This is a genomic window from Bradyrhizobium sp. UFLA06-24 (assembly GCF_054967145.1).
In genome coordinates this window covers 29,403-52,878 of sequence record NZ_JADFUE010000015.1, presented here as the reverse complement: position 1 = coordinate 52,878, position 23,476 = coordinate 29,403, and the positions used below count along the sequence as shown (strand labels likewise).

The 23,476-nt window shown below is 57.9% G+C and carries 22 protein-coding genes; 12 read left to right on the top strand and 10 right to left on the bottom strand.

What is annotated here, in order from left to right; translation table 11 throughout:
• The first annotated feature begins 267 nt into the window (after positions 1–267).
• Genes IF809_RS14900 through IF809_RS14890 form a run of 3 tightly spaced genes read left to right on the top strand, consistent with a single transcriptional unit; the run spans position 268 to position 4,001 of the window.
• Positions 268–681: a cupin domain-containing protein gene (locus IF809_RS14900; protein ID WP_441258659.1), complete on the top strand. Its 414-nt coding sequence runs from the start codon at positions 268–270 to the stop codon at positions 679–681.
• A 31-nt stretch (positions 682–712) separates the two neighbouring features.
• A complete protein-coding gene (locus IF809_RS14895) occupies positions 713–3,499 on the top strand; it encodes an outer membrane protein assembly factor BamB family protein (RefSeq protein WP_155795454.1) in 2,787 nt (928 codons plus the stop codon).
• Between the two features lie 13 nt (positions 3,500–3,512).
• Entirely contained in the window at positions 3,513–4,001 is a 489-nt protein-coding gene (locus IF809_RS14890) for a hypothetical protein (protein ID WP_038936617.1), read from the top strand.
• Positions 4,002–4,157: 156 nt separating this feature from the next.
• Here the strand turns inward: IF809_RS14890 and IF809_RS14885 are convergent, their stop codons facing one another.
• The 7 genes from IF809_RS14885 to IF809_RS14855 all read right to left on the bottom strand — a co-directional run bounded on the left by IF809_RS14885 (position 4,158) and on the right by IF809_RS14855 (position 12,188).
• The gene (locus IF809_RS14885; protein ID WP_038936618.1) at positions 4,158–4,415 is read right to left on the bottom strand and encodes a plastocyanin/azurin family copper-binding protein; all 258 of its coding nucleotides are present in this window, start codon (positions 4,413–4,415) and stop codon (positions 4,158–4,160) included.
• 12 nt (positions 4,416–4,427) lie between these two features.
• Positions 4,428–6,254: a multicopper oxidase family protein gene (locus IF809_RS14880; protein ID WP_080588723.1), complete on the bottom strand. Its 1,827-nt coding sequence runs from the start codon at positions 6,252–6,254 to the stop codon at positions 4,428–4,430.
• 240 nt (positions 6,255–6,494) lie between these two features.
• Positions 6,495–7,307, bottom strand: coding sequence for a hypothetical protein (locus tag IF809_RS14875; RefSeq protein ID WP_038936620.1), 813 nt, complete (start codon positions 7,305–7,307; stop codon positions 6,495–6,497).
• Positions 7,304–8,764: a hypothetical protein gene (locus IF809_RS14870; RefSeq protein ID WP_441258660.1), complete on the bottom strand. Its 1,461-nt coding sequence runs from the start codon at positions 8,762–8,764 to the stop codon at positions 7,304–7,306. Before IF809_RS14870 ends, IF809_RS14875 begins: the two co-directional genes overlap by 4 nt.
• Positions 8,765–9,095: 331 nt before the next feature.
• Entirely contained in the window at positions 9,096–10,526 is a 1,431-nt protein-coding gene (locus tag IF809_RS14865) for a tyrosinase family protein (protein WP_212477293.1), read from the bottom strand.
• Between the two features lie 478 nt (positions 10,527–11,004).
• Entirely contained in the window at positions 11,005–11,820 is an 816-nt protein-coding gene (locus IF809_RS14860; protein WP_080588724.1) for a DJ-1/PfpI family protein, read from the bottom strand.
• Positions 11,817–12,188 (bottom strand): hypothetical protein, encoded by a 372-nt coding sequence (locus tag IF809_RS14855; RefSeq protein WP_441258661.1) that lies wholly within the window; start codon positions 12,186–12,188, stop codon positions 11,817–11,819. The genes IF809_RS14860 and IF809_RS14855 overlap by 4 nt, the downstream gene beginning before the upstream one ends.
• A gap of 298 nt (positions 12,189–12,486) precedes the next feature.
• Between IF809_RS14855 and IF809_RS14850 the strand changes: the two genes are divergently transcribed.
• The 9 genes from IF809_RS14850 to IF809_RS14810 all read left to right on the top strand — a co-directional run bounded on the left by IF809_RS14850 (position 12,487) and on the right by IF809_RS14810 (position 20,925).
• Positions 12,487–12,999: a hypothetical protein gene (locus tag IF809_RS14850; protein WP_038936625.1), complete on the top strand. Its 513-nt coding sequence runs from the start codon at positions 12,487–12,489 to the stop codon at positions 12,997–12,999.
• 165 nt (positions 13,000–13,164) lie between these two features.
• Positions 13,165–14,415 carry a hypothetical protein gene (locus IF809_RS14845; RefSeq protein ID WP_155795452.1) on the top strand — a complete coding sequence of 417 codons (1,251 nt, stop codon included), beginning with the start codon at positions 13,165–13,167 and terminating at the stop codon, positions 14,413–14,415.
• On the top strand, positions 14,324–15,682 hold the full coding sequence (locus IF809_RS14840; RefSeq protein WP_080588725.1) for a Dyp-type peroxidase: 1,359 nt from the start codon (positions 14,324–14,326) through the stop codon (positions 15,680–15,682). Before IF809_RS14845 ends, IF809_RS14840 begins: the two co-directional genes overlap by 92 nt.
• 150 nt (positions 15,683–15,832) lie before the next feature.
• Positions 15,833–16,828 carry an MBL fold metallo-hydrolase gene (locus IF809_RS14835; protein ID WP_080588726.1) on the top strand — a complete coding sequence of 332 codons (996 nt, stop codon included), beginning with the start codon at positions 15,833–15,835 and terminating at the stop codon, positions 16,826–16,828.
• Positions 16,825–17,085 (top strand): hypothetical protein, encoded by a 261-nt coding sequence (locus tag IF809_RS14830; protein WP_155795451.1) that lies wholly within the window; start codon positions 16,825–16,827, stop codon positions 17,083–17,085. The genes IF809_RS14835 and IF809_RS14830 overlap by 4 nt, the downstream gene beginning before the upstream one ends.
• 166 nt (positions 17,086–17,251) lie before the next feature.
• Entirely contained in the window at positions 17,252–17,527 is a 276-nt protein-coding gene (locus IF809_RS14825) for a hypothetical protein (RefSeq protein WP_038936629.1), read from the top strand.
• 116 nt (positions 17,528–17,643) lie between these two features.
• Complete coding sequence (locus tag IF809_RS14820) at positions 17,644–18,375, top strand: NHL repeat-containing protein (protein WP_038936630.1); 732 nt, start codon at positions 17,644–17,646, stop codon at positions 18,373–18,375.
• Positions 18,376–19,368: 993 nt separating this feature from the next.
• On the top strand, positions 19,369–19,650 hold the full coding sequence (locus IF809_RS14815; RefSeq protein ID WP_038936633.1) for a hypothetical protein: 282 nt from the start codon (positions 19,369–19,371) through the stop codon (positions 19,648–19,650).
• A 105-nt stretch (positions 19,651–19,755) separates the two neighbouring features.
• Positions 19,756–20,925 (top strand): hypothetical protein, encoded by a 1,170-nt coding sequence (locus tag IF809_RS14810; protein ID WP_038936634.1) that lies wholly within the window; start codon positions 19,756–19,758, stop codon positions 20,923–20,925.
• Between the two features lie 145 nt (positions 20,926–21,070).
• Here IF809_RS14810 and IF809_RS14805 read toward each other — a convergent pair whose 3' ends face one another.
• The 3 genes from IF809_RS14805 to IF809_RS14795 all read right to left on the bottom strand — a co-directional run bounded on the left by IF809_RS14805 (position 21,071) and on the right by IF809_RS14795 (position 23,265).
• Positions 21,071–21,601: a hypothetical protein gene (locus tag IF809_RS14805; RefSeq protein ID WP_155795450.1), complete on the bottom strand. Its 531-nt coding sequence runs from the start codon at positions 21,599–21,601 to the stop codon at positions 21,071–21,073.
• Positions 21,602–21,713: 112 nt separating this feature from the next.
• Complete coding sequence (locus IF809_RS14800) at positions 21,714–22,871, bottom strand: hypothetical protein (RefSeq protein WP_038936635.1); 1,158 nt, start codon at positions 22,869–22,871, stop codon at positions 21,714–21,716.
• Positions 22,872–22,881: 10 nt separating this feature from the next.
• Positions 22,882–23,265 carry a hypothetical protein gene (locus IF809_RS14795; RefSeq protein ID WP_155795449.1) on the bottom strand — a complete coding sequence of 128 codons (384 nt, stop codon included), beginning with the start codon at positions 23,263–23,265 and terminating at the stop codon, positions 22,882–22,884.
• Positions 23,266–23,476 lie beyond the last annotated feature (211 nt).

Genomic DNA, 23,476 nt, shown 5'->3' with positions numbered 1-23,476 from the left:
ATATTAGTCGCGGGCCAGGGCATTTTTCCAGTTTCAAAGCTTCGGCAAATGCGGATTAACGAAAGGATTTCGAGATGCAGTCGCGAATCCATTGGCTCCGAAAGAATTTCTCCAAATGGTGCCGAGGGACGTGATAGGCCATTTTCTCGAGAAGTGTAGCTCTGACTCAAAGCCAACATTGATACGGCACGTCCGAATGCGACAGGTCTGAAGGTTTGGCCTGCAGTCTGGTGGCCAAGATTTGGTGTTCTTATTGGGGTGGATGACATGCTTCTGGCGATCCGTTCCCGTTGTTGTGGCGCAGTCCTCATATCCATCTCGATAGCTGCGCCAGTAAAAAGTGCCTTTGCTCAGGTCGACGTGCCCGGCGAGTATCGACAACTCGTCCCCGGGCTGCTCAGCCGATCAATTTTCAAAGGTGACGCAGGAGGCCGGTCTGTCGAGGTGATCGACCTGCTGGTCGGTGCACGTAAAGCCTCCGAAGAACTTGCCGCGCCCGGTCGTGCAATGCTGGACGTGCAGGCCGGTGACGCGGCTCTGATTGTTGACGGCAAGTCCCAACAGGTGCGTCCCGGCGCCGTCATCACACTCGATAGCGGCCAGCGGATTGCAGTCGACAATACTGGCGGGGAACGCCCCTTTGTCGCGCGACTGATTGTGCTTTCGCCAGCGCGGCACTGAGAGCGCTTTTTTTTGGGAAAGGGAGGGGCGCATGCAGGTTCGTTTGGCCATTTCCATCATCGTGAGCGCCATGATGGTCGGCTGCCCTGTCGTGAGCGCACAGCCGGCGCCCGAGCGAGACCCGCATCTGCAACCGGGTGGCGGAAGATTTCAGAACAATCCGGAGGTGGTCTCGCAGATCCTGCTCACAAGACCGATCTACGAATGCGCCCAGACAGTAGTCGTGAACGGTTACGTTCCGGATGCGCAGATCGAGATCTACCTTGCTGGCCAACCAAATCCCATTGGTTCGGCCACTGCGTCCGAGATCGCCAATCAGCCGATCAAGGTAGCGACGCCATTTGAAATCGGGCAAGTCATCACTGCTGTCCAGGTTGTGGGTGGAGTGAAAAGCAAGCCTTCGAATGCGGTGACGGTTACGTCCTACAAAGATGACTATCCAGCAGGCCTGCCGCAGCCGCGGTTGAATCCGGCGCCTTGTTACGATTGCGGACGTGCTGTCGGCATTGCCGACGTAATCCCTGGGGCATGGTGGAAAGTATTTGCCGAGGATCCGCTGGCGGGCGGTGGTTTCGGTCCGAAAGCGGAGATAGGTGGTAACGCGGATTTCGCCTATACGTTCGTGAACCCCGCGTTTCGGAAGGGGCAACGCATCACCGCGCAGTCCGGAATTTGCCGCGATGTCAGTCTGGTGTCGCGCGCCGAGATTGTGCAGTCGCAGCCGTCCTCATTACCGGGGCCGGTAGTTGACACGGTGTATGAAGGTGCCCCCGTTGCTGTGGTGCGCGGGCCGGCATCGAGTCCGCTGCTCGATGGCGCCGATATCAAGGTGTTCACTGACAACATGATACCGAATCCCAACCAGGTCGGGGGACAGCCCACTCCTGGCGGTGCGCAGCAGATTGGACTGAACCCTCGCGGGAAGGGGACCGGCAATTACTGGGCAACCCAGGCACTGTGTACTGCCAGTGCACCGGGACCGAAGACCCCGGCGAAGCCCTGCAGCCAGCTGCCGGCCGCAAAGATTCGTCAGCCGCTACCGGGTGACACGATCATCGAGGTAGTGGAGTTCGTCCCCGGATCAAGGATCAGCATTTACGCAGAGGCCGAAGAAATCGGGGATGGAGGTGGTGCCCAGGTCGCTCTGACGCGCGCGATAAAGGAAGGCGAGAAGATATCAGTGGTGCAGTCGATGGGACGTTGTGTGGCGGATCTCGTTTACGTCGCCAACGCCGGCTGTGGAGACCGTGATCCGAAAGTCTGTTCGCGGGAGTGGCCTGCTTTCCGGCACAGTGGACTGCGGGACGCGCAGCAGCCGTTCGACTCTCCACTGGCGGACCCGCAACAGGTCAAGACGCTTAAGGTAAAGTGGACGTTCCGGCCACCGGATGATCCACGCGGTTTCCGCGCATCTGCCATCGTCCACCAGGGGCGTGTTTTCATCGGAAACAGCAATGGGAGGCTCTACGCTATTGATGCGGCGAGCGGCAATCCGCTTTGGCAATATCCAAAGGCCGGCGATCCTGCGCTGCGCTCGCAATATGAGACGGTCTCCGCACATAACCCTTCTTCCGAAGGACTGCCGGCGAGCGCGTCAGTCGGCACGGTCAGGGAGAGAGATGCAGTTATTTTCGGGGGGCCTGACCAATCTGTCGGACGCAGGTTGGGCAGCGGTCGGCTTTTTGCTCTCGATCCCGCGAGCGGTGCGGAGATCTGGAAGTCTCCAGAGATCGCGGCTCTCAATGGGCTCACACCAGGCGACGGGCGAGAACTGCACGAGAATATCGGTTACTCCTCGCCACTCGTAATCGGAAATCGTGTGTATGTGGGGATCGCAAACCATGCAGATAGCCCGATCCAGAACGGGCGTGTCGCGTCAGTCGACATCAATTCCGGCAACATCGTTGCTTCCTTCGATTTCAAGGCTACGAGCACGCGTGGCGGCGGGATCTGGTCCTCACTGGCGGGGGGACTGTTGGGCAATGCAATCTACGCGACAACCGGTAATGCGCGGCTCTGGAACGGCGGAAGTCAACCGCAGCCAAGTGTCGATCACTCGTTAAGTCTGCTAAGACTGAATGCCGCAACTGGCGCACTCGACTGGAAGCTCAAGCCGGTGCCATTCAACATGGACGATGATCCCGATTGGGCGTCAGGTCCTACCCTCCTGGACTCACGTTGCGGAGCTACGGTTGCTTCGACGCAGAAGGATGGCTGGAGCTATGCTGCGCGTGCGGGTGCCGGTGCGGGTGGAAATCCGGTGGTACGCTGGCAATTTCCTCCAACGGGCATCCCGTTTACAAGCGGAACCCACGGAGATACGCGCTATCTGATTCCGGGCGCTGCCTGGCGCGACACGTTTATCACGACCACCGGTGGCTATACCGTGGAAGCCGGGCAGGTAACGCCCGGGTTCACCCGGTTGCATGCGCTCGACGTCTGCGTAGGGCCTTCTGGTCCAGTGCGGTGGGTGGCAGACATTCCGGGCACGAGGAAAAATACGGCCTACCAGCTTGGGCCGCCGACGGTCACGCGGGGCATCATGTTCCTGGGCACTGCCCAAGGGCACCTCGTTGTGCTCGCAGATCCGTCGGTCTGGCCACCAGCCGGGTCGATATGCGATAATCCGGAGGTCTTACAGGCCGACTGCGTGCCGAACGGTTTCAGGCTCGTTCCACGACCGCAAATCCTCGCGGACATCGATCTTGACCCCGGTAACAGTAGTGACCGCATTTTCACTGAGCCCGTTCTGGCCGATGGCCGCGTGTTCGTTGCGACAACTGCCGGCGTACTCTACATGCTCGAAACGGCTAGATAACCGGAGAAAATCGATGAGCAGCGTCCCACTTCGCGTCCTCATCGTCATCGCCATACTCTCGTTGTCTCGCGAGCCCGTTTGGGCACAAACTGCCGCAAATACGGCAGGCATTTTCGCTCGCGACCGCTACTCCGGCCCGCTGATCGCTCAACGCGTCGTCGGGAGGAACCGGCCAGCTGCAGTGCCACAAGCGGGTGGTGCTGGCCTGGATGTGCCGGTAGTTCACTATCAGGAAATAAGTCTGCGCCCTGGCACACGCGTGGCCGGCTCAACTACGGCGGCACCGCCAGCGGCAGCGGCAGGGTCTTCGCTCCCGCTCAAAGCCACAGGCGGCTTTCTGATCTATGAGTTGAGGGCAGGAAAGCTCACGACAATCATCAACGGCAATCGGCGGGAACGCGGGTTAGGCGAATTCTGGATCGTCGGGCCCACAGACACGGTTACGCTTGAGACCGAGGATGATTCAGTGGTTCTTCGGACGATCCAACTCGCAGATCAATAACCAAGCCAGCCGCCGCACTCGGCGCTTTACCGATAGTCTCGTCTCTAACGGACGGGGCCGTCCTCGTCTGAGGTCCGGTTTGGCGCGCAGGCGAACCAGAGACAAATCTGTCCGACTTGTGCAGGACGCCGTTCCAAAGGTGAGGAGGCCTCCCTTCTACGCCTTTACGGTAACCTTTCCCCTCATTCCGCCGTGATGGTCACAGTGGTACGGGATTTCTCCGGTCGTTCCAAACGTATGCTCGAACGCCGGGTCACCCTTGACCATGTCGCCGCTGTCGAACTCGCCACCATCAGCCGTTACGGTATGTGCAACAGTATCCTCACTTGTCCATATGACTTTGTCGCCTCGCTTGATTTCAATTTGCGGCGGGGAAAAAGCGAAATTCTTGATCGTGACATTATAGCTGGCCATGAGACAGGGTCCTTATTTTGCAATTTTGACGCGTTCCATCATTCCCATATCCTCGTGCCCGAGGATGTGACAATGCATGACAAACTCTCCTTCGTAGTCCATATATCGAGACCTGATGACTATCGGTTTTGGTTGGCCACCGGCCGGCAGAATGATCGTATCCTTCCACAGTTTCACTCGCTGCATCTTGCCATCCTGCGCAGGCTCCTCGCGCTCTACTTCGAACGGATTGACGTGAATATGAAAGGGATGAGGGAAGATCCCATCACCTGATACGGTCCACCTGGATGCTTGACCTAGCTTGAGCATGCGCGGCGCATGCTCGGGCATAAAGACTCGTTCATTCGACGTAAAATGCAGCTTACAGTCGGGAGTTTCGGTCTGGCATATCGGGCAATTGCCGTCTGGGCTACAGGAGCGGCGGCTCATGCCATCGAAGCGCACCGACTGCTCCGCGTCAGTCAATTCCTCTTCCCTGATCGGAGCGAGGTCGCTCGGGACACGGTCACGCAGCTCTTCGCCACTCGGCAATGCCATGTCTCTGGCGGTCCCCTCAACGAGCACTCGTGCAATTATGCGTTGTGGTTTGTTTCCGATGTCGGCAATGAGATCCCCTGCGTTGAAGGCAGCTCTTGACTGCGCGACCCGGATTGCCGCCGTTGCGGCTTGCAACGACAGCGCGGCGGGCAACATGCCGTCTCGCAGGAAGTACTCCTTCGAGGTCTCGCCAGGGGCGAGAGGGGCGGCCTTGACCAGAACGTCACTGCGGTAACCGGGACCGAGCAGCAACTCGCGGACGCCCTCTTGAGAAGGCTCGGCCGCTGGCCAGTCCACCCGGCGACCCAAGGCCAGTCCATCTGCTGCGATTTCATGGAGCTGATGACCGTCGAGTGCCAGGGCAATATTGTCCTCGACGCCCGCATGAACAAAGCGCCATCGCTGCACCTCGCCCGGATGAATCCGGATTGTCGGAACGAACACGCCATTTACAGTTATGTTACGCGACCACTGCCGGTCCGGAATTGCTTTGTCGAAGTCCTCAAGCTTTCCGTCAGGTCCAAACCTTATCTGCTGAAGAACGAAGACTTTTTGTTCGGCGGCCTTGATTTCGGGTACAGCATCCAGGCCGCCATTTGCATCCTGACCACCTTCGATAATGAGAGCTCCTGCCATCCCACTGGAAACCTGCACGCCAGTGCTGCCATGAAAGTGAGCGTGATACCAGAAGGTGCCTGTCGGATGCTTGTCGGGGATGTGGATCCGATACAGCTGCGTAGCCTTGGGGTCACCCGGATACTTCTCCGGCCGTATCTCCAGGAAAACGTTATCGCTGTCGCCGGACGGCGAGGTGTGCAGCCCGTGTGTGTGAAGATTGGTGATATTGAAGCTGAAATCGCCGTCGTGGTCAGCCGGATGTGGATCCTGCGGGTGATGGTGCGTCACATCTCCTGGCAGTTTGTTCGTCAAGCGGATGAAGAGCGTATCACCCGGTTTTGCGCGAATGGTGGAGCCAACAAAGTCGCCATTATAGGAGCGAAGTTCAACTTCGCACCCTGCGAGTTTCTTCTCCTTCGAGTATTGCACAACGAGCTCGTAGGGGGCGCTTTCGTTCGTCGGTCGGACGACAGCAGGTTCATGAAAATCGGCAAAGCCAAAGCTTCTGATGAGCTCCTTGATCCAAGCCTCACGCTGCTGCGGATTGCGCGGGTAGGGGGCACACGGGTCCGTGATAGGTACCTGCGCGCAAGCCAGTCCGGCACTCGCAATTAGCGCCACGAGGACAATAGCAATACAGGGGGCTGAAACACTGCATCGCGACAGCATCATTGCTCCGTGCATCTCGTTGTATCCACAACCAGAGCTATTCTATCGGTGCTTGTGAGGCAGGCAAGAAAAATGTCAGCTTACGCATGGCTCATCAGAAAGACCGGCTCGGCGAGGAATTCCCGGCGATTCTCCTGCGGCAACCAACGGGAAGACGTAGGCATTCTTCGCGCTCCGCGCATATGTGCGCCTAGAGCGAGCTGAGAAGCCACTCCGGCTCAGGAGAATGGTAGTCGGCGGTCCCGAGCCTGAAAGTTATTTTATCGACCGCACCTGCAACCGCAGTGCGTAAGCCGGCCCCTCGTTGTATTGCTTCGTATTGGAGCGATTGGAGCTTGTTTGTATCGAGACCTCGATGTTGCCGAACTGGCTCGACGTTCCCGGAGCCAATTCCCGCGTCTCGGCGCCAACTGTCACAGCTACAGCGAGCTCTCCTGCCGGGCCGGCTATTTGACGGGCGGTCAGGTTAGCCGTTTTGATATCGAGGGAGACCGGTTGTTCGCCGGACCGGAAAGCTGTGGCGAGCACTTCACTGTTTCGCTTTACCGCCACTACCTGTTCTTCGGACGCATGGTCTGAATTTACCCGGTATTCAACGTCAGCGGGGGCGATGACGGCTTCAATAGCAGGATCCGGGGGCATTGCGATCGTGCTTCCCATCGGAACCTCAACACCCGCAGTAAAGTTACGATTCATTTTCTTTACATCGAATTCCAGTCGCACTGCATCACCTGTCGAAGGATGCACCCGAACGGTGCCCGTTTCGGTACCTTTCCGGCGCTCCATTTCCTCTATCAAGCGCTGAACACGGTTGATCCTGTCCGCGTCGCGGGACGATGTCGGAGAGTTGGCAGGCAGGTTAAGTGGCACTTCGGTCGGCACAGCATCAGGCGGCACGATTGTATGCAGGCGACTTTCACCTGGCGTCTGCTGCTGCAGCCTATTGCGCAACGGTTCGGACGGATCAGCCTGGACCAGCTGGTGCTGTCGGATAGCTTCGCCATGCAGCGCGCCGGCCGGACTGGAGATCGCAGTCAGCGCGGCCAAAGCAAGATGCAAGGCAATCATTGCGCCGCCCTTCCACCTAAACGGGGACCGTCATACCGGAGATTAGCCCAATTTGGGTAGTCCGTCACTTTCACGGCGGTGGGCTCGTCCTCGTCGACAACAGCGCTGACGTTCTGAGAATCGATAACGCCATTCTTGTTCCAGTCGATAGGCGAACCGCACACGCCAACCTTCTCATTCAAGCTCCCGGCATTCGGGACAAGTTCCGGTCCCATTCCCTCCGAATAGTCAATCACAAGGCCAGTCACCTTGGGCACAGCGCCATTAACTTCGTCAGCCCCATCTGCTGCATAGTAGATCCGGGTGCAGGTCGGATGAAGTTGCCGGAACGCGTCCGACTGACTCATTCGAAGCTGCCATGCGTAGGACATAACGCTCCAATAGTTCGGCTTGAAACGGGAGTGGTTTGTGCCGCCATGCCGCTGGCCGAGATTGTGACCGAGTTCGTGTGCAAATGTCGCCGCCTGTGACTTCAATGTTTGATATTCAAGCGGAGCGTCTCCAAGTGTGACCATGAAGTCGTTACCGACCTTGGTGCCATCAAAATCGATATTGCTCTCGCCGCTCCATCCCAGAGGATGAGCCCTTGCCCAGATCGCGTAATGAAAGAGACCGCGGTGCGAGGGATTGAAATGGTCGTGTTTTAGTACACCAAAGCTTCCGGTGTGAGTTGCGAGGTCATTTGTCGCCCGGAATTCAAGCAACTCCCATGATGGGACAGAGCCTGAAGAATCCACAAAGAGATTGATGCCATTCGGGCCGAACGGATTCAAAATGGGGGCGTTCCCGAACATCTCCCGTGCTACATCGAATGTACCTGGCGCAGCTTCCTGGCGCGCGATCGGGCGATATAGCAAGCCGTCCATGATATCGACTTCGACGAAGATATCCTTGCGAAATGGATCAGCGCCCAGTGCCTTGATGTCCACCAATGAGCTGCCGGGTTCATTCGCGAGATACCCGCTAATCTCAACGAGGTCGGGAATGCCATCTCCATCGCTGTCCAGGGACATTGCATCCGATGGCAGCTTGAATGTTCGCTCCGCGCTCAACTCTCCGAGTTCATTGCGTACCTGCACCCGGATTTCCGACCCCGCAGGGAGGTTATCAAGGGGTACGACGCGCGACAGATAATGCCTGATGGGAAACCCTAGCACAGCAAGATCTGCCCCAAACATATTGTTGAAGAGCGCTTTGTGCGCGTCCGAAGTACGGTCGATGCCATCCACGAGTACCGCGGCGCCCACATCTATATTTGCGCCCTGAACGTAGAGAATGCACCGAACCCTTCCCGCAGCGTCGAATTTGGTATCAAGAAGACTGATATCGTCGATTCTGGGAAGCGCAGCAGGTGCAGCGCCGCTAATGGTCATGGTTAGTGGAGACGAACGTCCCTCATCGTTCTCGATGGCGACAGCGTATGAGCCGGAGGACACGCCCGCGGGTATTGAGAACATGACAGCGCCTTGAACGGCTCCAGGCAAGACTTGGGATTCGGTGAATTGGCATCCCAAATGATCCGGGCCTTCTCGAGATTCTGGCCCTGAACCAGCACCAGACTTCGGGGTGTCAAGCGCGGTGCCTGGAGCCCGTCCAGGGTTGGCGACGAGGCCCACGCTGTGCCTGAGGCGACGAACAGCTGTAGCAACGCGATAGCCAGAAGGGCACACCGTGCGGACGCCTTCTTGCTTGTCCGAGGGACACCGGGGCCGGGCACAATTGTGTCTCTGTTGTCGTTGGGCGGCGCCATAGGAAAACACTGATTTTAAAAGGTCGCAGTTGGTGTGATCAGCGACTGAACAGCTCAATTCTTCCAATCTTGACAGCGGCGGCATTGGTGGAAGTGGAGACGACGGTAATTCGCACATTGGCGGGGTCGACTCCTTGCGCGATCAGTTCGCGCATACGGCTCGTGACCTCGATCACCTTCTCGGTAGCCATTTGGCCGGCGTGTCCGGCGATTGCGTGATCCGCCGTCCCAAACAGCGCGAAACTTCCAGCTGGCTGACCGGCAACCGCTCCGGCGGCTGGCGCGTCCAAGTAGATATCGAATACGCCTGAGGGGGCAGCGGGCGAGCTGACTTCCGACAAACGCAATATCCAGCGACTTGACGGTGAGACTACAGGCGCTCCCGCGCCCGGTTCGGGAGACAGTTGCGTCGTCGCTGATGCACTGGGAGCAATCGAAAGGGCGCCTCCGCTTCGGCTGATGCGGCTTGGCGGACGAGGTGAGGAAACAGCAAGGGGTGATCCGGCCACGGCAGTCGGAAGGGGGGCTAGTTGATCGTAGCTGTAAGCCGTCCCGACCATTCCGAGAGCCTCTTCTGCGGCAAGTCCAACCTTTTGGATGTCCGGCGAAGCAAACAAATACGGTTCCTGCGTCCAGATATAGTCAGGCGTGCGGGGCGGATCGCCGTCCAGTGGCGGCTGGGTTCTCCACCATTCCCATAACCGGTCGAGATTGGAGTGGTGCAAGTAAAAAATTGGATCGCGGGCTGCGAGCGCTGGCGTAGCCATTCCAAGCGGAATACCTCCCTTCAGCACCCCGATACGGCCGTGGACTTGGTCGTGGGGTGCACTCTCCAGCTGGAACGAGAATCCGCGGTCCAGGCCGAGGACCTCTCCTCGCTCGAAGAAGCGTTGCTCGGCAGCCGTCTGCCAGTTCAAATCAGTGTCGCGGATCAGTGGCTTTTCGGTTGCCGGGACGTTCGGGTCGTTTGGATCGCGGCAGAGCGGGCTGCGATCGGGATAGTAGAGTGGATTATCACTGCCGTCAGTCTCCTTTGCAGGTCTGAAAGGTGGCGGAAAATCTCGATATTTCGGATCCAGATAATTCCAGTAGGGCAGCGCGAAGGGCTCACCTACCACGCTCTCGACGATGCGTTCGAAAAAGTAAAGGTAGACGCGATGCCATGGTAGAAAATCGTACATATGGTGTGGACACTTCAGCCAAATGCGATCACGCCCAACACCAACGGATGGACCCAATGGCACTTCCCCTGCCACCAGCATGTGCGATGCCTGGATACGTGCGAGTACCTCGGGGGTAGCGCCAGTCGGTGGTTGAAACAGCGCATTGAAGCAATTGGTTTCAAAACAGCCTCGTGTGTCATCCTGCCGTGGCGTCCAATGAATGTTCGCCTGAAACCACCAGCTGGTCGGATCCCAGACAGGTCGATCTTGCATCTGCTTAACAGCCCGCTTGTACAACTGGAGCATGGGGGCCGCTGCCGGACCATGGACCTCCCGCCGCACGGGAGGCGTCTGCGCACGAAGACCGACACCGGATTCCATGAGGAGCGTCGCGAGAGTCGTAAGTCCTCCCGCAACGAAATTCCGTCTGTCCAGAGCGGCTGCCAGCATGCTCGTCCTCCTGCTGTCATGGTTCCAGAAAAGGAACGCTTCATCCGTTCTCGCGCTGCGAGATCGGGAAAGTACGTCATGTTTCTGTCGAGGCTGCGGATCAATCCTTTGCGAAACACAACCCGCAAGGCATCATGAAAGGCTCGGCGCGCGGCGCAAACGTCAGCACATAAATCCCTGCCTGCGCCCATTCTCAAATGTCGTGCGCGCAGCAATATCGATCTTCACGGCATACGCTTTTCTTATTTTTCGTTCGCTCCTCACTTGCAACGTAAGATAGCAGATCCGGCCAGCGTTGTATAGCTGGTGACCGCTCGCGATTGTTGTCTGCCCATCATCCAATGCCCATCACTTTTGCTGGTCGGGCCGCGCAAGCGGCTCGCCAGTGCGAAATGCATTCAAAGGGCACCCACATTACTCGAAGCGGTCCTCGAAAAAATACGGTGCCTTTTTCCGACAGCAGCCTTGGCGCATGTTGTCGCCGGTACACCTGTGAACAGCACCCGAGGCTGCCCCAAAAAACCATATCGCAGAGTGGTGCTGTTGCTGGCAATTGCGCATGCACGGGTGGTGCCGGAAAGTACTGCGTGGTCCGTTGAACAGATTTCGCGACATCGGCGCCGAAGAGCAGTCGAATGAGCTCCAGGGACTCGTCCAGCCCTGATGAGATGCCGCCGCCGGTCAGCCGGTTGCCGGAAACCAGAAAGCGCTTGTGGGTGGTATCGACCTCGATCGCAGGAAATTTCTTCAGGCAATCGACGAAGGCCCAATGGGTCGTCGCCGCATGGCCGTCAAGCAGACCTGCTTTTGCCAGCAGGAGCGCGCCCTCACACACCGAGCAGACCCATGTCGCCTTAGCCGCGATTTGACGCAGGTATTTAAGGTAAGCGGAGTCGGGGGCGCGCATGATCGCCTCGAGTGCCTCGGGCTTTCCGCCTGGCACCCATACAATATCGAGCGCGGGCGCTCCGGCAAAACCGGCCTGAACCTCGAAACGGACGCCGTTGATCGAGGTCACAGCCTGGCCGTCCTCCGAAATAAGAACTGTCTCAAAGTCCGGTTTGATTTGACTCGCCCAGTAGAACATCTCCAGTGGGCCGGCGACGTCCAGAAGGTTGACATCCTGATAAACCGGAATACCCAATTTCATTGGCGTGTCCCTCCGTGTTTACGGCGTGCGCACGGCGATGAATGACGCGGTGTAGCCGGCCGGTGAGGTTTGGCGCGGATCAGGGAGCCGACCAGCGCGGGGACCTGGTTGTTGCCGGCGGGCCACTTGTAGGCGAGGCAGCCGTTGTAGTCGTATTCCCAGCCGTCGGTTTGGCTGCCCGGCCGACCCAGACCGACGATCGCAAAGGCGACGGGGGTGTCGGCATTGCCCGGTCTGATCTCGCCGGAGAGATCCAGCCCGCCGCTGCCCCAATCGATCACGCCCTTGAAGGCGGTGTGAATTCGCCTCGAAGCGAAACTCGGCCTCGGCGAAAAAAAGGCCGAGCGCCTTTTGCGGATCGCCGTCAATGGGCGTTGGATCGTTGCGGAAACTTCGATAGATCCAGGACCCGACCAGATCTGCAATGGCCATTGGTGAAATCCATTGAAAAAGTCAGCGACTATGACCGGTCAGAACGGCCGGAATAAATGCATCCAGTAGTAGTATCACGGCGGCCTTAACCTCGCAATCTAGAGGGCTGCGTCGAACGGCCTCAGCTCGCCTCTTGCGTGCAAAGCCGATCCCGGTAGAGTGCTGAAATATTGACAAGCACGGATTGAGATCGTCGAAGCGGCTTTGTCGCTTGGGACATCAGAAGGGATTGATATGAAGCGGTTGGCAATCGCCATTGCGCTCATCCTGATGATGTGCGCCCCGACCTTTGCGCAGACCGTCGGGCTGGTGCAGAACTCTTTCTCAGCGACTTACGTCGCGGGCGACGGTGCTGCTTGCAAATCTTTGTTGGTAACCGGGCAATTTCTCGCCGCCACGCCCGGCTATCAGCTCACAGTGAAGAAGGTTTCGCCCCAAGTGACGCCGACCATCCACGAACTGGAGCTGGTCGCGGCGCCCCCCACTGGCAACGTGATTCAAGTGCTCACGCTCATGCCGGTGAACTATTCCGATCCGGGCTTCACGTCGTGCCCCTATGGGGTCTCGATTACCTACGGGAAGCAAAAAGGTCGTTGTGGGCCTGACGCCTGCGTCAACGGCCGTCGAAAAATAGCGCACTGGCAGATATCTAGCATTGCACGCTTTGTAGTGACGATCGCGTTGCTAAGCGCCACTGACCTGACCGACTTAGTCGAGGGCGTCGGCACACACACACAATCGATGTGAGGACGCTGTCAAACTTAGGGACGTTTTGGGACGGAGTCGTCCCGAGGTGCATGGATGTACCCGTTTCGGGGCCAGCGATAAGAAACAAATTTGACGCCGCCTCGCATCGATACTTGCCCACGTCAACAGCCTTCAGGGCGCGCCGATAACCAGAGGAGACGAGTCATGCCTGTATTTCGAGCACCGGGACTTGCCGATCCCAACGTTTCCGAAGTGGCATTGCAAGCCTGGAATGAGCGGATCGTCGATGAACTGCAGCGACACCCGCCAAGTCCAATCCTGGTCGCAGATCCCAAGTTGATACCCGATGGAGCGGTCTCCAATGGCGTGAAATGGCCGGCACATCCGCTCGAGCCGATGAACTGTTTCGACGAGGAAACCGCCGCGCAACTGTGTGATTGGGGTTGGGCAGGCCGAGCCGAATTGCACAACGAATATCTCGAATACGGGCTGGTGATGCGTCCCGACCAGACCGGTCGGCTGCGCCCCAAGCGATTCATCGCCACGACAGAGTTGATGGAGTGGTGGCAAACAATGGCCGTTCACGATCCCGAGCACTTCCTCGGTTCCATTGAGGAGATAACCGGCTCACGCCCGAGCATGCAGGAATTGTTCAATGTAACGACCCAGTCATGGATGCAGCTCGGACGGCCTGTCAGAGAGGCGCGCTTCCGACAGGTCATGATTGGTGCCGGACCCAGTCAGCCGCCGCAGAGCAGCTTGAATCCAATGCACCTGTTGTTCATGGTTCACCCGATCAATGGCCTCGATGATCTGATATACGTCGTTCATTTCGGCTCGTTTCCTTATGCGGTTTCCGAGGGGGGGAGGAGGCGTCGGGCTCGCATTGAGGAGATATTCGACAATGCCGGCGCCCGGTATCTTTTTTGTCGTAATGCAGATCCGGCTGCAGCAAATGGCGCATACAATCAGGCATTTCTAAGCGGAACGGAAGGAAATCCTCGCGCGCGCAAATTGGCCTTCGCCGATCCCCTGGGAATGTATATCCGTGCGGTTTCGACCGACGATCTTTTTTTGAATGGCAATCCACTGCCAGACAGCTGGAATCGGCTAAGTCGCGGCAGCGCGAACGGAACTCCGCAACGCCTCGAGTTTGGCCCGGATGATAACGATCCAGCGTTCCTCGATGAGGTGACCATTACGAGAAATCCGGGTGCACCCAAGGTGACAGGTTTCCAGCTCGCAAAGCGGATTGAAGTCGGTCCCCTGGTCGTCGTCGGCACCGAAGAGCCCATTCCGCCGGGTGCCTTCAACGATATTCCGAGCGTGGCTGAAGGCACGATTACCTGCGGTCTGGAAACTGATGACCGATGTCAGCGAATTGCGGACTTCAAAACGGCGTTCGACAACAGGACACCAGCCCGACGTGGAACGCGGGGAGGACGCGTTGGCTAAGCTCCAGGATGGAATCTATTGGGACAAGGGAACGACGCCACCCCGGTGCTTTGCGATCGCGTTTTTCAAAGCGGACCGCGAAGCGACCGCGTTAGGCGTCGCAGCGCTTCTGACACGTCTGGTGGCTCTTTGGGACGGTCTGAAAGACGAAAGGCTCGCGGATCTACCTGGGGTTCGCGTTCCTCGGTCCGGCTTTGAATGGCTCATCGGTTTCGGAATCAAGGCGTTCAAGATTGGCGGGGCTGCCAAGCAGCTGCCGCGGAGACTCGATACTCCGAATATCTTCAACTCCGTTGATCCGGCGGGAGGGGGCGGAAAGGTCCTTGACGGTTCGGGTCTGGACTATGCCAAAGGCCTTGCGCTGAACCCGGCGTCTGAAGAAATTTGTGTGCAGTTTACCGGTGATACGCCGCTGAGCGTCAGCCGAGCCATTGTCGAAACCTGGAAGCTCATTGAAAGCGCGCGTGACCCTGCGACCGGCAGAAGTGCACTGGCGCTGAGTGCATCGTTTACCGGATTCAACCGCGAAGATCAGCGCAGTTGGCTGGGATTTCACGACGGTTTGTCAAATCTCGAATCTGGTTCCGCGCGAAAATCGGTCATCGCAGTCAAACGTCAAGGCCTGCCTCCGATTGACAGGTGGACGGTCGATGGGACTTACATGGCTTTCATGCGACTTGCTGTCGATCTGCGCCAATGGGAGCAACTCGGTCTTCAGGAGCAGGAGACACTCGTGGGGCGCACGCGAATTACCGGTTGTCCGCTTCGGGCCGCCCATGTTGCCGGTCAGGCACAAACGGTCGACGGTTGCCCCGCTCCGGGCAGTAACGAAGTCACTGGAGACGGAAATGAAGCCTTTCGCGAACCGCCCGATGGGGTCGACGAAGTGATCACGAAGAGCCACGTCCAGCGCGCGAATCACCACTTTCAGCCGCAGCGCATCTATCGACAAGGATATGAATTCGCCGAAATGCCAATGCCAGGGCGTCCATTGGCTGTTGGCCTCAACTTTGTGAGTTTTCAGGACAACCCGGACCGACTTTTCGGCATTCTGAAGAACGAGGGTTGGCTTGGTGCAACGAACTTTGGCGGCGCGCCGGGACCCCAGCTTCTGACCGCGCTTGCCGCGGGCGTTTTTTTCTGCCCCGCACGCGATGACGCAGAGTTGTTTCCAGGTGCGTCAATATTCCCGACGTTGGTGGCTGCCGTGGACGGACCGGTAAGGGTGCGGACGAGATCGGCGGGTCGAGGTACAAGACGCGTTTGACAGCAAGTTCGGAGCTGACATGCGAATACCGCTTGAGGACGTGCAATGGATCACGGTGCGGTTAACTGTGCCGGAAATCGCGATCTACCGTCCAGATCCATGAATTCAATGAAGCTACCTTCATACTGCGCGTGAGCAAGTGCTTCAGCTATGAAGGTAATTTTCTGTATTTGTTGTTTGGTGAAACGCGACCACCAAACCGGCAAAGGGCCGCAAGGACGCAAAGCGCGCGGCGCCGAAGCGCAAGGGTGGCCGGCGACGAAAGACAAGCACAAGGACCAGGACATGACGTTACCGCTCGAGGACGTGACTTGGATCCATGGGGCTGCCAACTGCGCGCATTCCGCCGATCTGCTCATCCAGGTGCACGAATACGATGCCGATACCTTCGTTTTGCGCGTCAGCAAGTGCTTCAGTTACGAGGGCAACTTCATCTACCTGCTGTTCGGCGACAGCAAGGCCGTGATGTTCGACACCGGCGGGTTGCCTAGCCCGGACAATCCCTTCAACCACGGCAAAACGCTTCCTGTCCGCCAGACGGTCGATGCCGTCATCGCACAGCGCCGCGCCAAACTCGGCGGCGGCGGAGACGTCGACCTGATTGTCGCGCATACTCACAGCCATCTCGACCATGCGGCATGGGACGATCAGTTCAGCGGCCGTCCGCGCACCACCGTCGTGAGCACGGCGCTGGATGGCGTGAAGAGCTTCTTCGGATTGCCCAACTGGCCGGCCGGCGAGGCAACGCTCGAGCTGGGCAACCGGCGCCTGACGGTCTTCCCGATTCCCGGTCACGAAGCCGCGCACATCGCCGTGTATGATCCGCGCAACAAATGGCTTCTGACCGGCGACACGCTGTATGCGGGCCTGCTGACGATCGCCGACTGGCATGCCTATCGCGCGAGCGCCGCGCGACTCGCGCATTTCGCCGACCAGTACGAAATCTCCGCCGTGCTCGGTACTCATATTGAGATGAAGAACGTGCCGCGCCAGCTTTACGACATCGGGACGACCTTTCAGCCGCAAGAGCACGTGCTGCCACTGACCGCAGCGCACGTCCAGGAGCTGCACCTGGCTTGCGAGGCGATGGCCGGCCATCCGCGTCATGACGTTCATGACGATTTCATCATCGGAGCTCTGCCATGACGATGCCGGCCCATCACCATCACAAGCCAGATGCCGAACACCCTTCCGTTCATGGTATGCTGATGGTGGGCGAGGCCCGCGTGCTGATGTCGCATTTGCCGATGTTCCATGCTCCGCACGACCAGCAAATCATCCTCGAGACCACCTTGTCGGCGCCCGGCTTTGATCCTCAAAGAAAATACGTCGACGACCGAACACCACGCAGACCAGGATCTATACATGGGGGCCAAAGCCGTTCGTGCTGTCGGATCTCCTGAGATCTGATCCGGCGCCACCGACCATGGTTGGAACCATCTTCCGCGGACATTTCGAGCGCGGGGGAGTGCCATCACCGCGGATGACGTCGAGGCAAAGGTCGCGCGCATACTGTACAGCCGCCGGCTGATTGCGTCGGATCCGCCGCTCGCCGAGCACCGCTACATCATGTTCGGCAGTCTGTCCGAACCATTTCTGGCGCACGTGATCACGAGGCCGCCGGATTTCGATCAGGTCACAGCCATCGAGATCGCGACGCCGCAGCCCGCCTGGCTGACGACTTGGCAGGGCGCCGGGATGACGCTCAAACTCGACGGTATGAACGCGGCGCTCCGCGAAGGTGATGAGGTCAACGCGACGCAGGTCGACGCTCCGGCGGCTGGCAGGGCGGCACTGACGGTGAGGCGCGAATTCTATCGGGAGACGGGCGACCTCGCATCTTAGGGCCCCATCGGTTCTGATCAGATAGGCACGAGGCTTAAGAGGCTACTTTATGGCGCTCGCCTGACCGAACCGGGAGCGAGCTTGCTCCGAAACCCCATCATGAAAGGTGCTCTGCCATGTCGAACCTTGCAGCCGTGCAGCGTCCGATCGCCAGCCTGCCGATTGCAGCGAAGACCAGCATTCCCGGCAGTCCGGACTGGGTCGGGATCGGCGCCAATGCGGTTTGGATATCAAACGCCGGAGCAGATAGCCTGGCTCGCATCGATCCCTCCACCAACGATGTGGCGAAGATTGTTCCGGTCGGGCGACGTCCGTGCTCCGGCCTCGCCGTCGGGTTCGGCGCGGTGTGGTCGCCGAGTTGCACAGACAAGCGGCTCGATCGCGTCAGCGAGCAATCCAGCACGCTCGAGCTTCACATTCCGACGACGGTCGGTGATAGCGAGGGAGGGATTGCAGCGGGTGAAGGCGCAGTCTGGATGGTTGCCGACCGTCATGGGAAGCTGCTGCGAGTTGATCCGGCGCTCAACAAGATCGCTGGATCGGTTAAGCTTGCTGACGGTTCGTTTGTGCCGGTGGTGGGCGCAGGAGAAGTCTGGATCTCCTCGACCGAGCGCAATCTGGTTTCGCGGGTCGATTCAGCCGCATTGAACGTTATCGCCGAAATTCCCGTCGGTCCGGCGCCGCGCTTCATGGCCTGCACGGAAAGCGATGGGTGCTCAATCAGGGTGACGGAACAGTTTCGCGGATCGACACCGCGAGCAACGAGGTCGTCGCCACTATCGACGCTGGCGTGCCCGGCCGGGGCGGCGATATTTCGGTCGGACAGGGGTTTGTCTGGGTTACCTTGATCAGCATTCCGCTTACCCAGATCAATCCCACCACCAATAGTGTGGTGCGGCGCTGGGAAAATCGACCGGTCCGCTTCGAGGTCTTCCGGATTGCATCGTTTCCGGGAAAGGCGGGTGATGATTTCGTTCTTTCCCGGGTGAGGCCAGTGGAGGGTGGCGTTATTGTGTGATTGTGCACCGCGATGTCAAACCAGAAGAGCATGGTCGCTTTTCCAGGAAAAACCAGTCGAGGACGTATCCATGCCGGTTGCTCTTCTAGCCTCAGTTCGGGAAGAACATTTGCTTTCGAGCACAAGAACTCTGGAACGAGCAGGCAAGGTTGCGTTCGGCAGTAGAAGTTGGGAGCTATTCAACAGCCTCGATCCATACTCTCCGGTGCCGCATGCGATGTCTTGATCTACGCGTCCGAGCCAGCGTCACCGGGGCGGCTTGATATCTTGATTCATCAGTCGCGAAAAAAGGATCGCACAAAGACGGAATGATGTACCGCCCGGAGAGTACTCTAAAGTATCCCCTCGATAACAAGGGGAATCGGATCCTGTTTTGGGAAGTCGATAGCCTGCGCCTGCTTGAGTTTCCGATCAGGATTTCCAGTCTCCGGGAGGCCGAAAAACGAAAGCGGTATCTTACCGAGTTCATCCCCCCACGGCACCGTGCTGATTGAAGCCACATAAACAGTCTACCTTATCCTGGCCTCAGCCGCTCTTCGCAGTTTCGGTGTATTGCGAAGACCGACTGAGTGAGTCGTAAGCACTCGAGCATGATGGGCCGCCGGGCTCATTGCAGAGCCTTTCGATCCTGCCGGAGCGTCGGCTGCTGGCATGGCAACACAAGTTGCGATCACGACTATTTGCCGATCTGGCTCGGAAGCGAGCGCCGACCTGCCTGCAAGCCAAACAAATATACTTTTCAGGACGTCGAACCTGCGGTTGCGGGCGCGCGACTATTCGACCAAGATAGAAGCCGTTTAGGTCAGGCAGTACGGGGTCGAACATGTCCGATCGTGACGACGAGGCGGAAATTCTGAAGGCCGTCTTGAATCAGGAATACGCGATCCTGGGCGAAGACCGCATCAAGCAGATCGTCGAGCAGCCGAGTGGCAAGGAAATCGATGTCGCGAGCGGGCGAGACGTTTCCATCAAATCCGCTTACACGATCGTAAAAGCCAGCCTGGGCGTCATACGCGAGATTCAAATGGCTTGGCGGGATACCTTCCCAAGAGAAGAGCAGACCAAGTTCACCTTCGATGAGAAGAACAGCAAGATTATTGTCTAGACGCGCGACAAGGCGCTCCGCGAGGAGCTGACAAGGCAACTGCCTGCCATGGTCGAGGCGGTTACGAAGCAGAAGCGTGGTCGGCCCGCTACAAGATAGTGTTGCATGTTGTTCGCAAAGTTCGCCGCGGCACTCGCCGATTTTGAATTGTTCAATGCGGGTGTCCTGCTTTACACAGTTCTCGCCCTGACCAAGTGGAGCGACAACCTCTTGGCCACGTTGGCGGTTGCATCCGGAATCGCTTTCGCAGCTTACCACACCAAGAGAGCGAATTTTGCCGAAGCCTACAAGAGAAACGCGACAGATGCCCGCGCCGCTCTTGCTTCGTGCCTTGAGGGATATTGGATCGCTGAGGCCCCTGCTGACTTTCCAGTAGGCAATGCGACGCTCGCTCAGCTTCTTGGGTCAACAGGCAAGGCGCGGGTTTTGCTGCTATCACCGAAGCCCGGATACGAACCGCTGCTTACTTTCAAGTCGTTCTTGCAACCAGAAACGAGAGCGTACCGATCTGTTATCCTGCTTGCAGGGGGCAGCAAGCTTGGAGTGGCAGAGCGCTTTTACCTGATCCACGAACTCTGCCATGCAACCGTCCCAGGGCATGTCCGGGAATTCCTTTCAAACAAAGCCTCCTATCGCTTGTTGCTTCTTTATATCCCCATATTGGTCGCCTGCCAGAATTGGCTCGCATGGGCAGCGCTTGCGGTCGCTTTTGGTTATCATCTTTTGAATGCAAACGAGGAGCTTGGCATCGAGCTCGATGCGGATTGGAACGCGTGGCGTCTGCATGAGAAGCACTTTGGACCAGAAGAGACGATCCGTGCCGCCAAGCTCATTGCGTATCTCTTCTCCAAAAACGCAATGTTTGACGACGGTCTCAAGCCGTTCTACGAAGCCCGCGCACTGCAGGCACGGAGGGTAGCTGAAACTCTGGAAACGAACGATCCGCGGTTCGACTTATACAAGACGGTGCCAAGTCTCACGCTCTCTTTCACAATTATACTGTTGTTCCTTGTGCAGATGGCGGCCGCAGCCATAGGCTATTTCGATGCGGTACAGCAACTTCCCACGTTCATGTACGCTTTCGCTCCCGCGGCTGCGTTGGTCGGACTGATCCGCCACGAGCGCGCCGCGAGGGCCATTGCGACGGAAGAGTCACTTTCGACGTTCGTTGACGAAGTCCTGGCCAAGAGTCGTGAAATCGACGATGTGGATGCCGCCTTCGTTGCCTTTGAGCAATTCGGACGGTCACAGGAGCCGAGCGCCCGCTTTGATTGAAGGACATTTCCAGATGTTCGGCCACGATTGCCATCGTCTCGGACAGCAACATTGCTTCGCCAAACCGGTGCGCGCGCTCATGTTGGAGCTGAACCAGCGTCTTGGGGATCATTGACGGTAGGGGAGGCTACGTCGTGCAAGCCGCTTAAGCACGCGCGGCCATCCAGAGGATTGACTCCGATAATTGCCGAGCTCGCCATTCTTCCGGACGGCATGAAGTTTCCCACGAATTCAAGATCAAAAAGTTAGGGCGAATATGCTGTCGGGATTTATTTGCTAGCTTGCGTTTTGGAAGAGAGGGGCAACTTGATCTTCCAAAATCGTTAGAAACGATCGGCGCTTTCGCCTCCCGAGCACATAGTTTGCTGGTCCAGCGCGAAGGCGTTTTTTCGAAGTTCGCCGTTTGTTGAGCCAACGTAAAGTTGCGTTGTCCTTCACTGAGAGGCGTACCACAATCGGTGCGGGAGTTGCGCCACAATACCTTCATGCTCGCGGAGAGCGGCGGCGCGCCGCTCTCCGGACATCCTTCCGCCGCGAGTGCCCTGGAGTCGCGCTTGTGCAGTTCGGCGGCGAGGGCGGTGTAGTCGGTGAGAACTTGCGTCATGAGCTTGCGCGTCGGGGCGTAGGCGGCGCGCGCGTGGTTTCGTGCTTTCGTCCGGTTGGGATGGCCATTCATGGGCGCAGGATAACGCCTTCTGGGTGCAGCATCGTTTACCGCGCCTATCCTGGATGGGATTACATTGGCTTCGCCGCACTGAGGCCCAAGGTAATGTTGCGGCAGACCCAGTTTAATCGTCGCTCCTTGCCATCTCGATCTCCTTGAGCCGCTTCACCGCAGCCTGGACGAGCAAGCCGTCTACCAAGACAGCAAGCCGGTGGGATGAGGCGCTGAGCCGCTTGCGCGTAAGAAAATCTCCAATGATGTTGACCCACATGGAGACCAAAGCGAAGACGAACAGTCCAATCGGAGGCTTCTCGGGGACTGCCAGCCAGAGGCCGATTGCGATCGCAACGACGCCAATGAGGACCGCCTCTATGCCAATTATAGCCAGCGACAAGCTCGGAACATGTAGGATGCGCTTCAGCCGCGAAGGCGAACTCTTCTCCAGGGCCCCACGGAAGCTGGCGGCGAGTTCGGCCCGCCCCTTGAAAAGCTTTGGATGCTCGTCGAGCCTCGCCTTGAGATTGAAGAAGCATTCGACGAGTTGGGTTGCCGTGATGGTTTCGTTGTGGCCGAAAATGCGATAATAATTCTTCCATGCGTTCCAATCAGCGTCGGCTTCCATGAGAACCTCATTCTCAAGAATGAAGCCGTTGATCAGGAACAGGACCAGCAGCGGCACCGCCAAATACCAATTCGCGCAAGCCAAACCGATTGCTACATAGATCATCCACAATCTTCGCAATGGAGAGGTGCCGTTCAATTCCCAGATGTGTCCCGCTGCTGACGAATGGTTGAGTTCGTGAAGCATTGAGAAGCGCTCCATGATACCGAATTCGTCCGAATGCGGCAGCAGGACCACTGTGCCGCAAGGGCCCCTCGGCGGCTGTAGGAAGGCCTTGAGAGTCAAGTATGGTTCGTAGCCGGGCTTGGGCACTAATGAGAGTACGCGGGAGGCGGCAAAGCCAGCCTCCTTCTCAAAAGGTTCGATTTTGTTCACCGAGTGCTCGGGGCTAATTTCGACGATGTCGTAGCCCGTCAAGCACTCTTGAACGGCAGAATAAGCGTCGTCCGCCTGCCGGCTATACGCCTCAGTGTGAATCGCCTTTCTCGCGAGATAATCGGAAAGAGCGATCATCCAGGCAATGAGCAGCGAAAGGCCTAAGGCGGAGGACCAGCTTGACAACGCCAGGATTACGAACAGCCAGGTTGCCGAATTCCCCGATCCGGCGGCAACAATGCCGAGGATAAAGTTGCCTATGATCCTCACGTTCAGCGAGGTCATCCCCGGCTATCTACTTTGTGCGCTTTTTGTCGATCTGCTTGACCGTTTCATCGACGAGCTTAGGAACGACCTCGGTTATCATCGTGACCATTTTGGGGTCCGATGTCCGAAATGTGTATTTCTTACCCTTAAGCTCGATGATGATTTCAGTTGAAGGCTTGTCTGGGAATTTCTTTCGATAGTCCGCCTTGATTTGGCGGACGGCATCCAAGCCAACCTTCATAGCCTCGATCACCGGCTTGAGGCTCAGGTCCCTGCCGCCCTTGACGTCAACGGATCGTTCGTCGCCGGCCGCCTCGATGAGGTGTTGCAGGTTAGTGGCGCCAAGTAACTGGCATTCCCTAGGGAAAACGGCTATCAGGACTTCTCTCTCAATGTCTTGGTCTTCGGTCAATGCAACCTCCATCTTGCTTGGATGGGCGCGCTTCAGGCGGCTAAGAAAAAACAATCGCAATATCAGACGTCTGCTGCGTCGTGCCGACAAGACGCTGCAACGTGCCGAACGCCCACAATTTTGCACGTTCTTCCGGAGGTCGCAACGGCGCGATTACGAGAAGAGGCGTCGAACGACCCGGAAAACAATAGCGCCGCCCACCCGTTGCTTC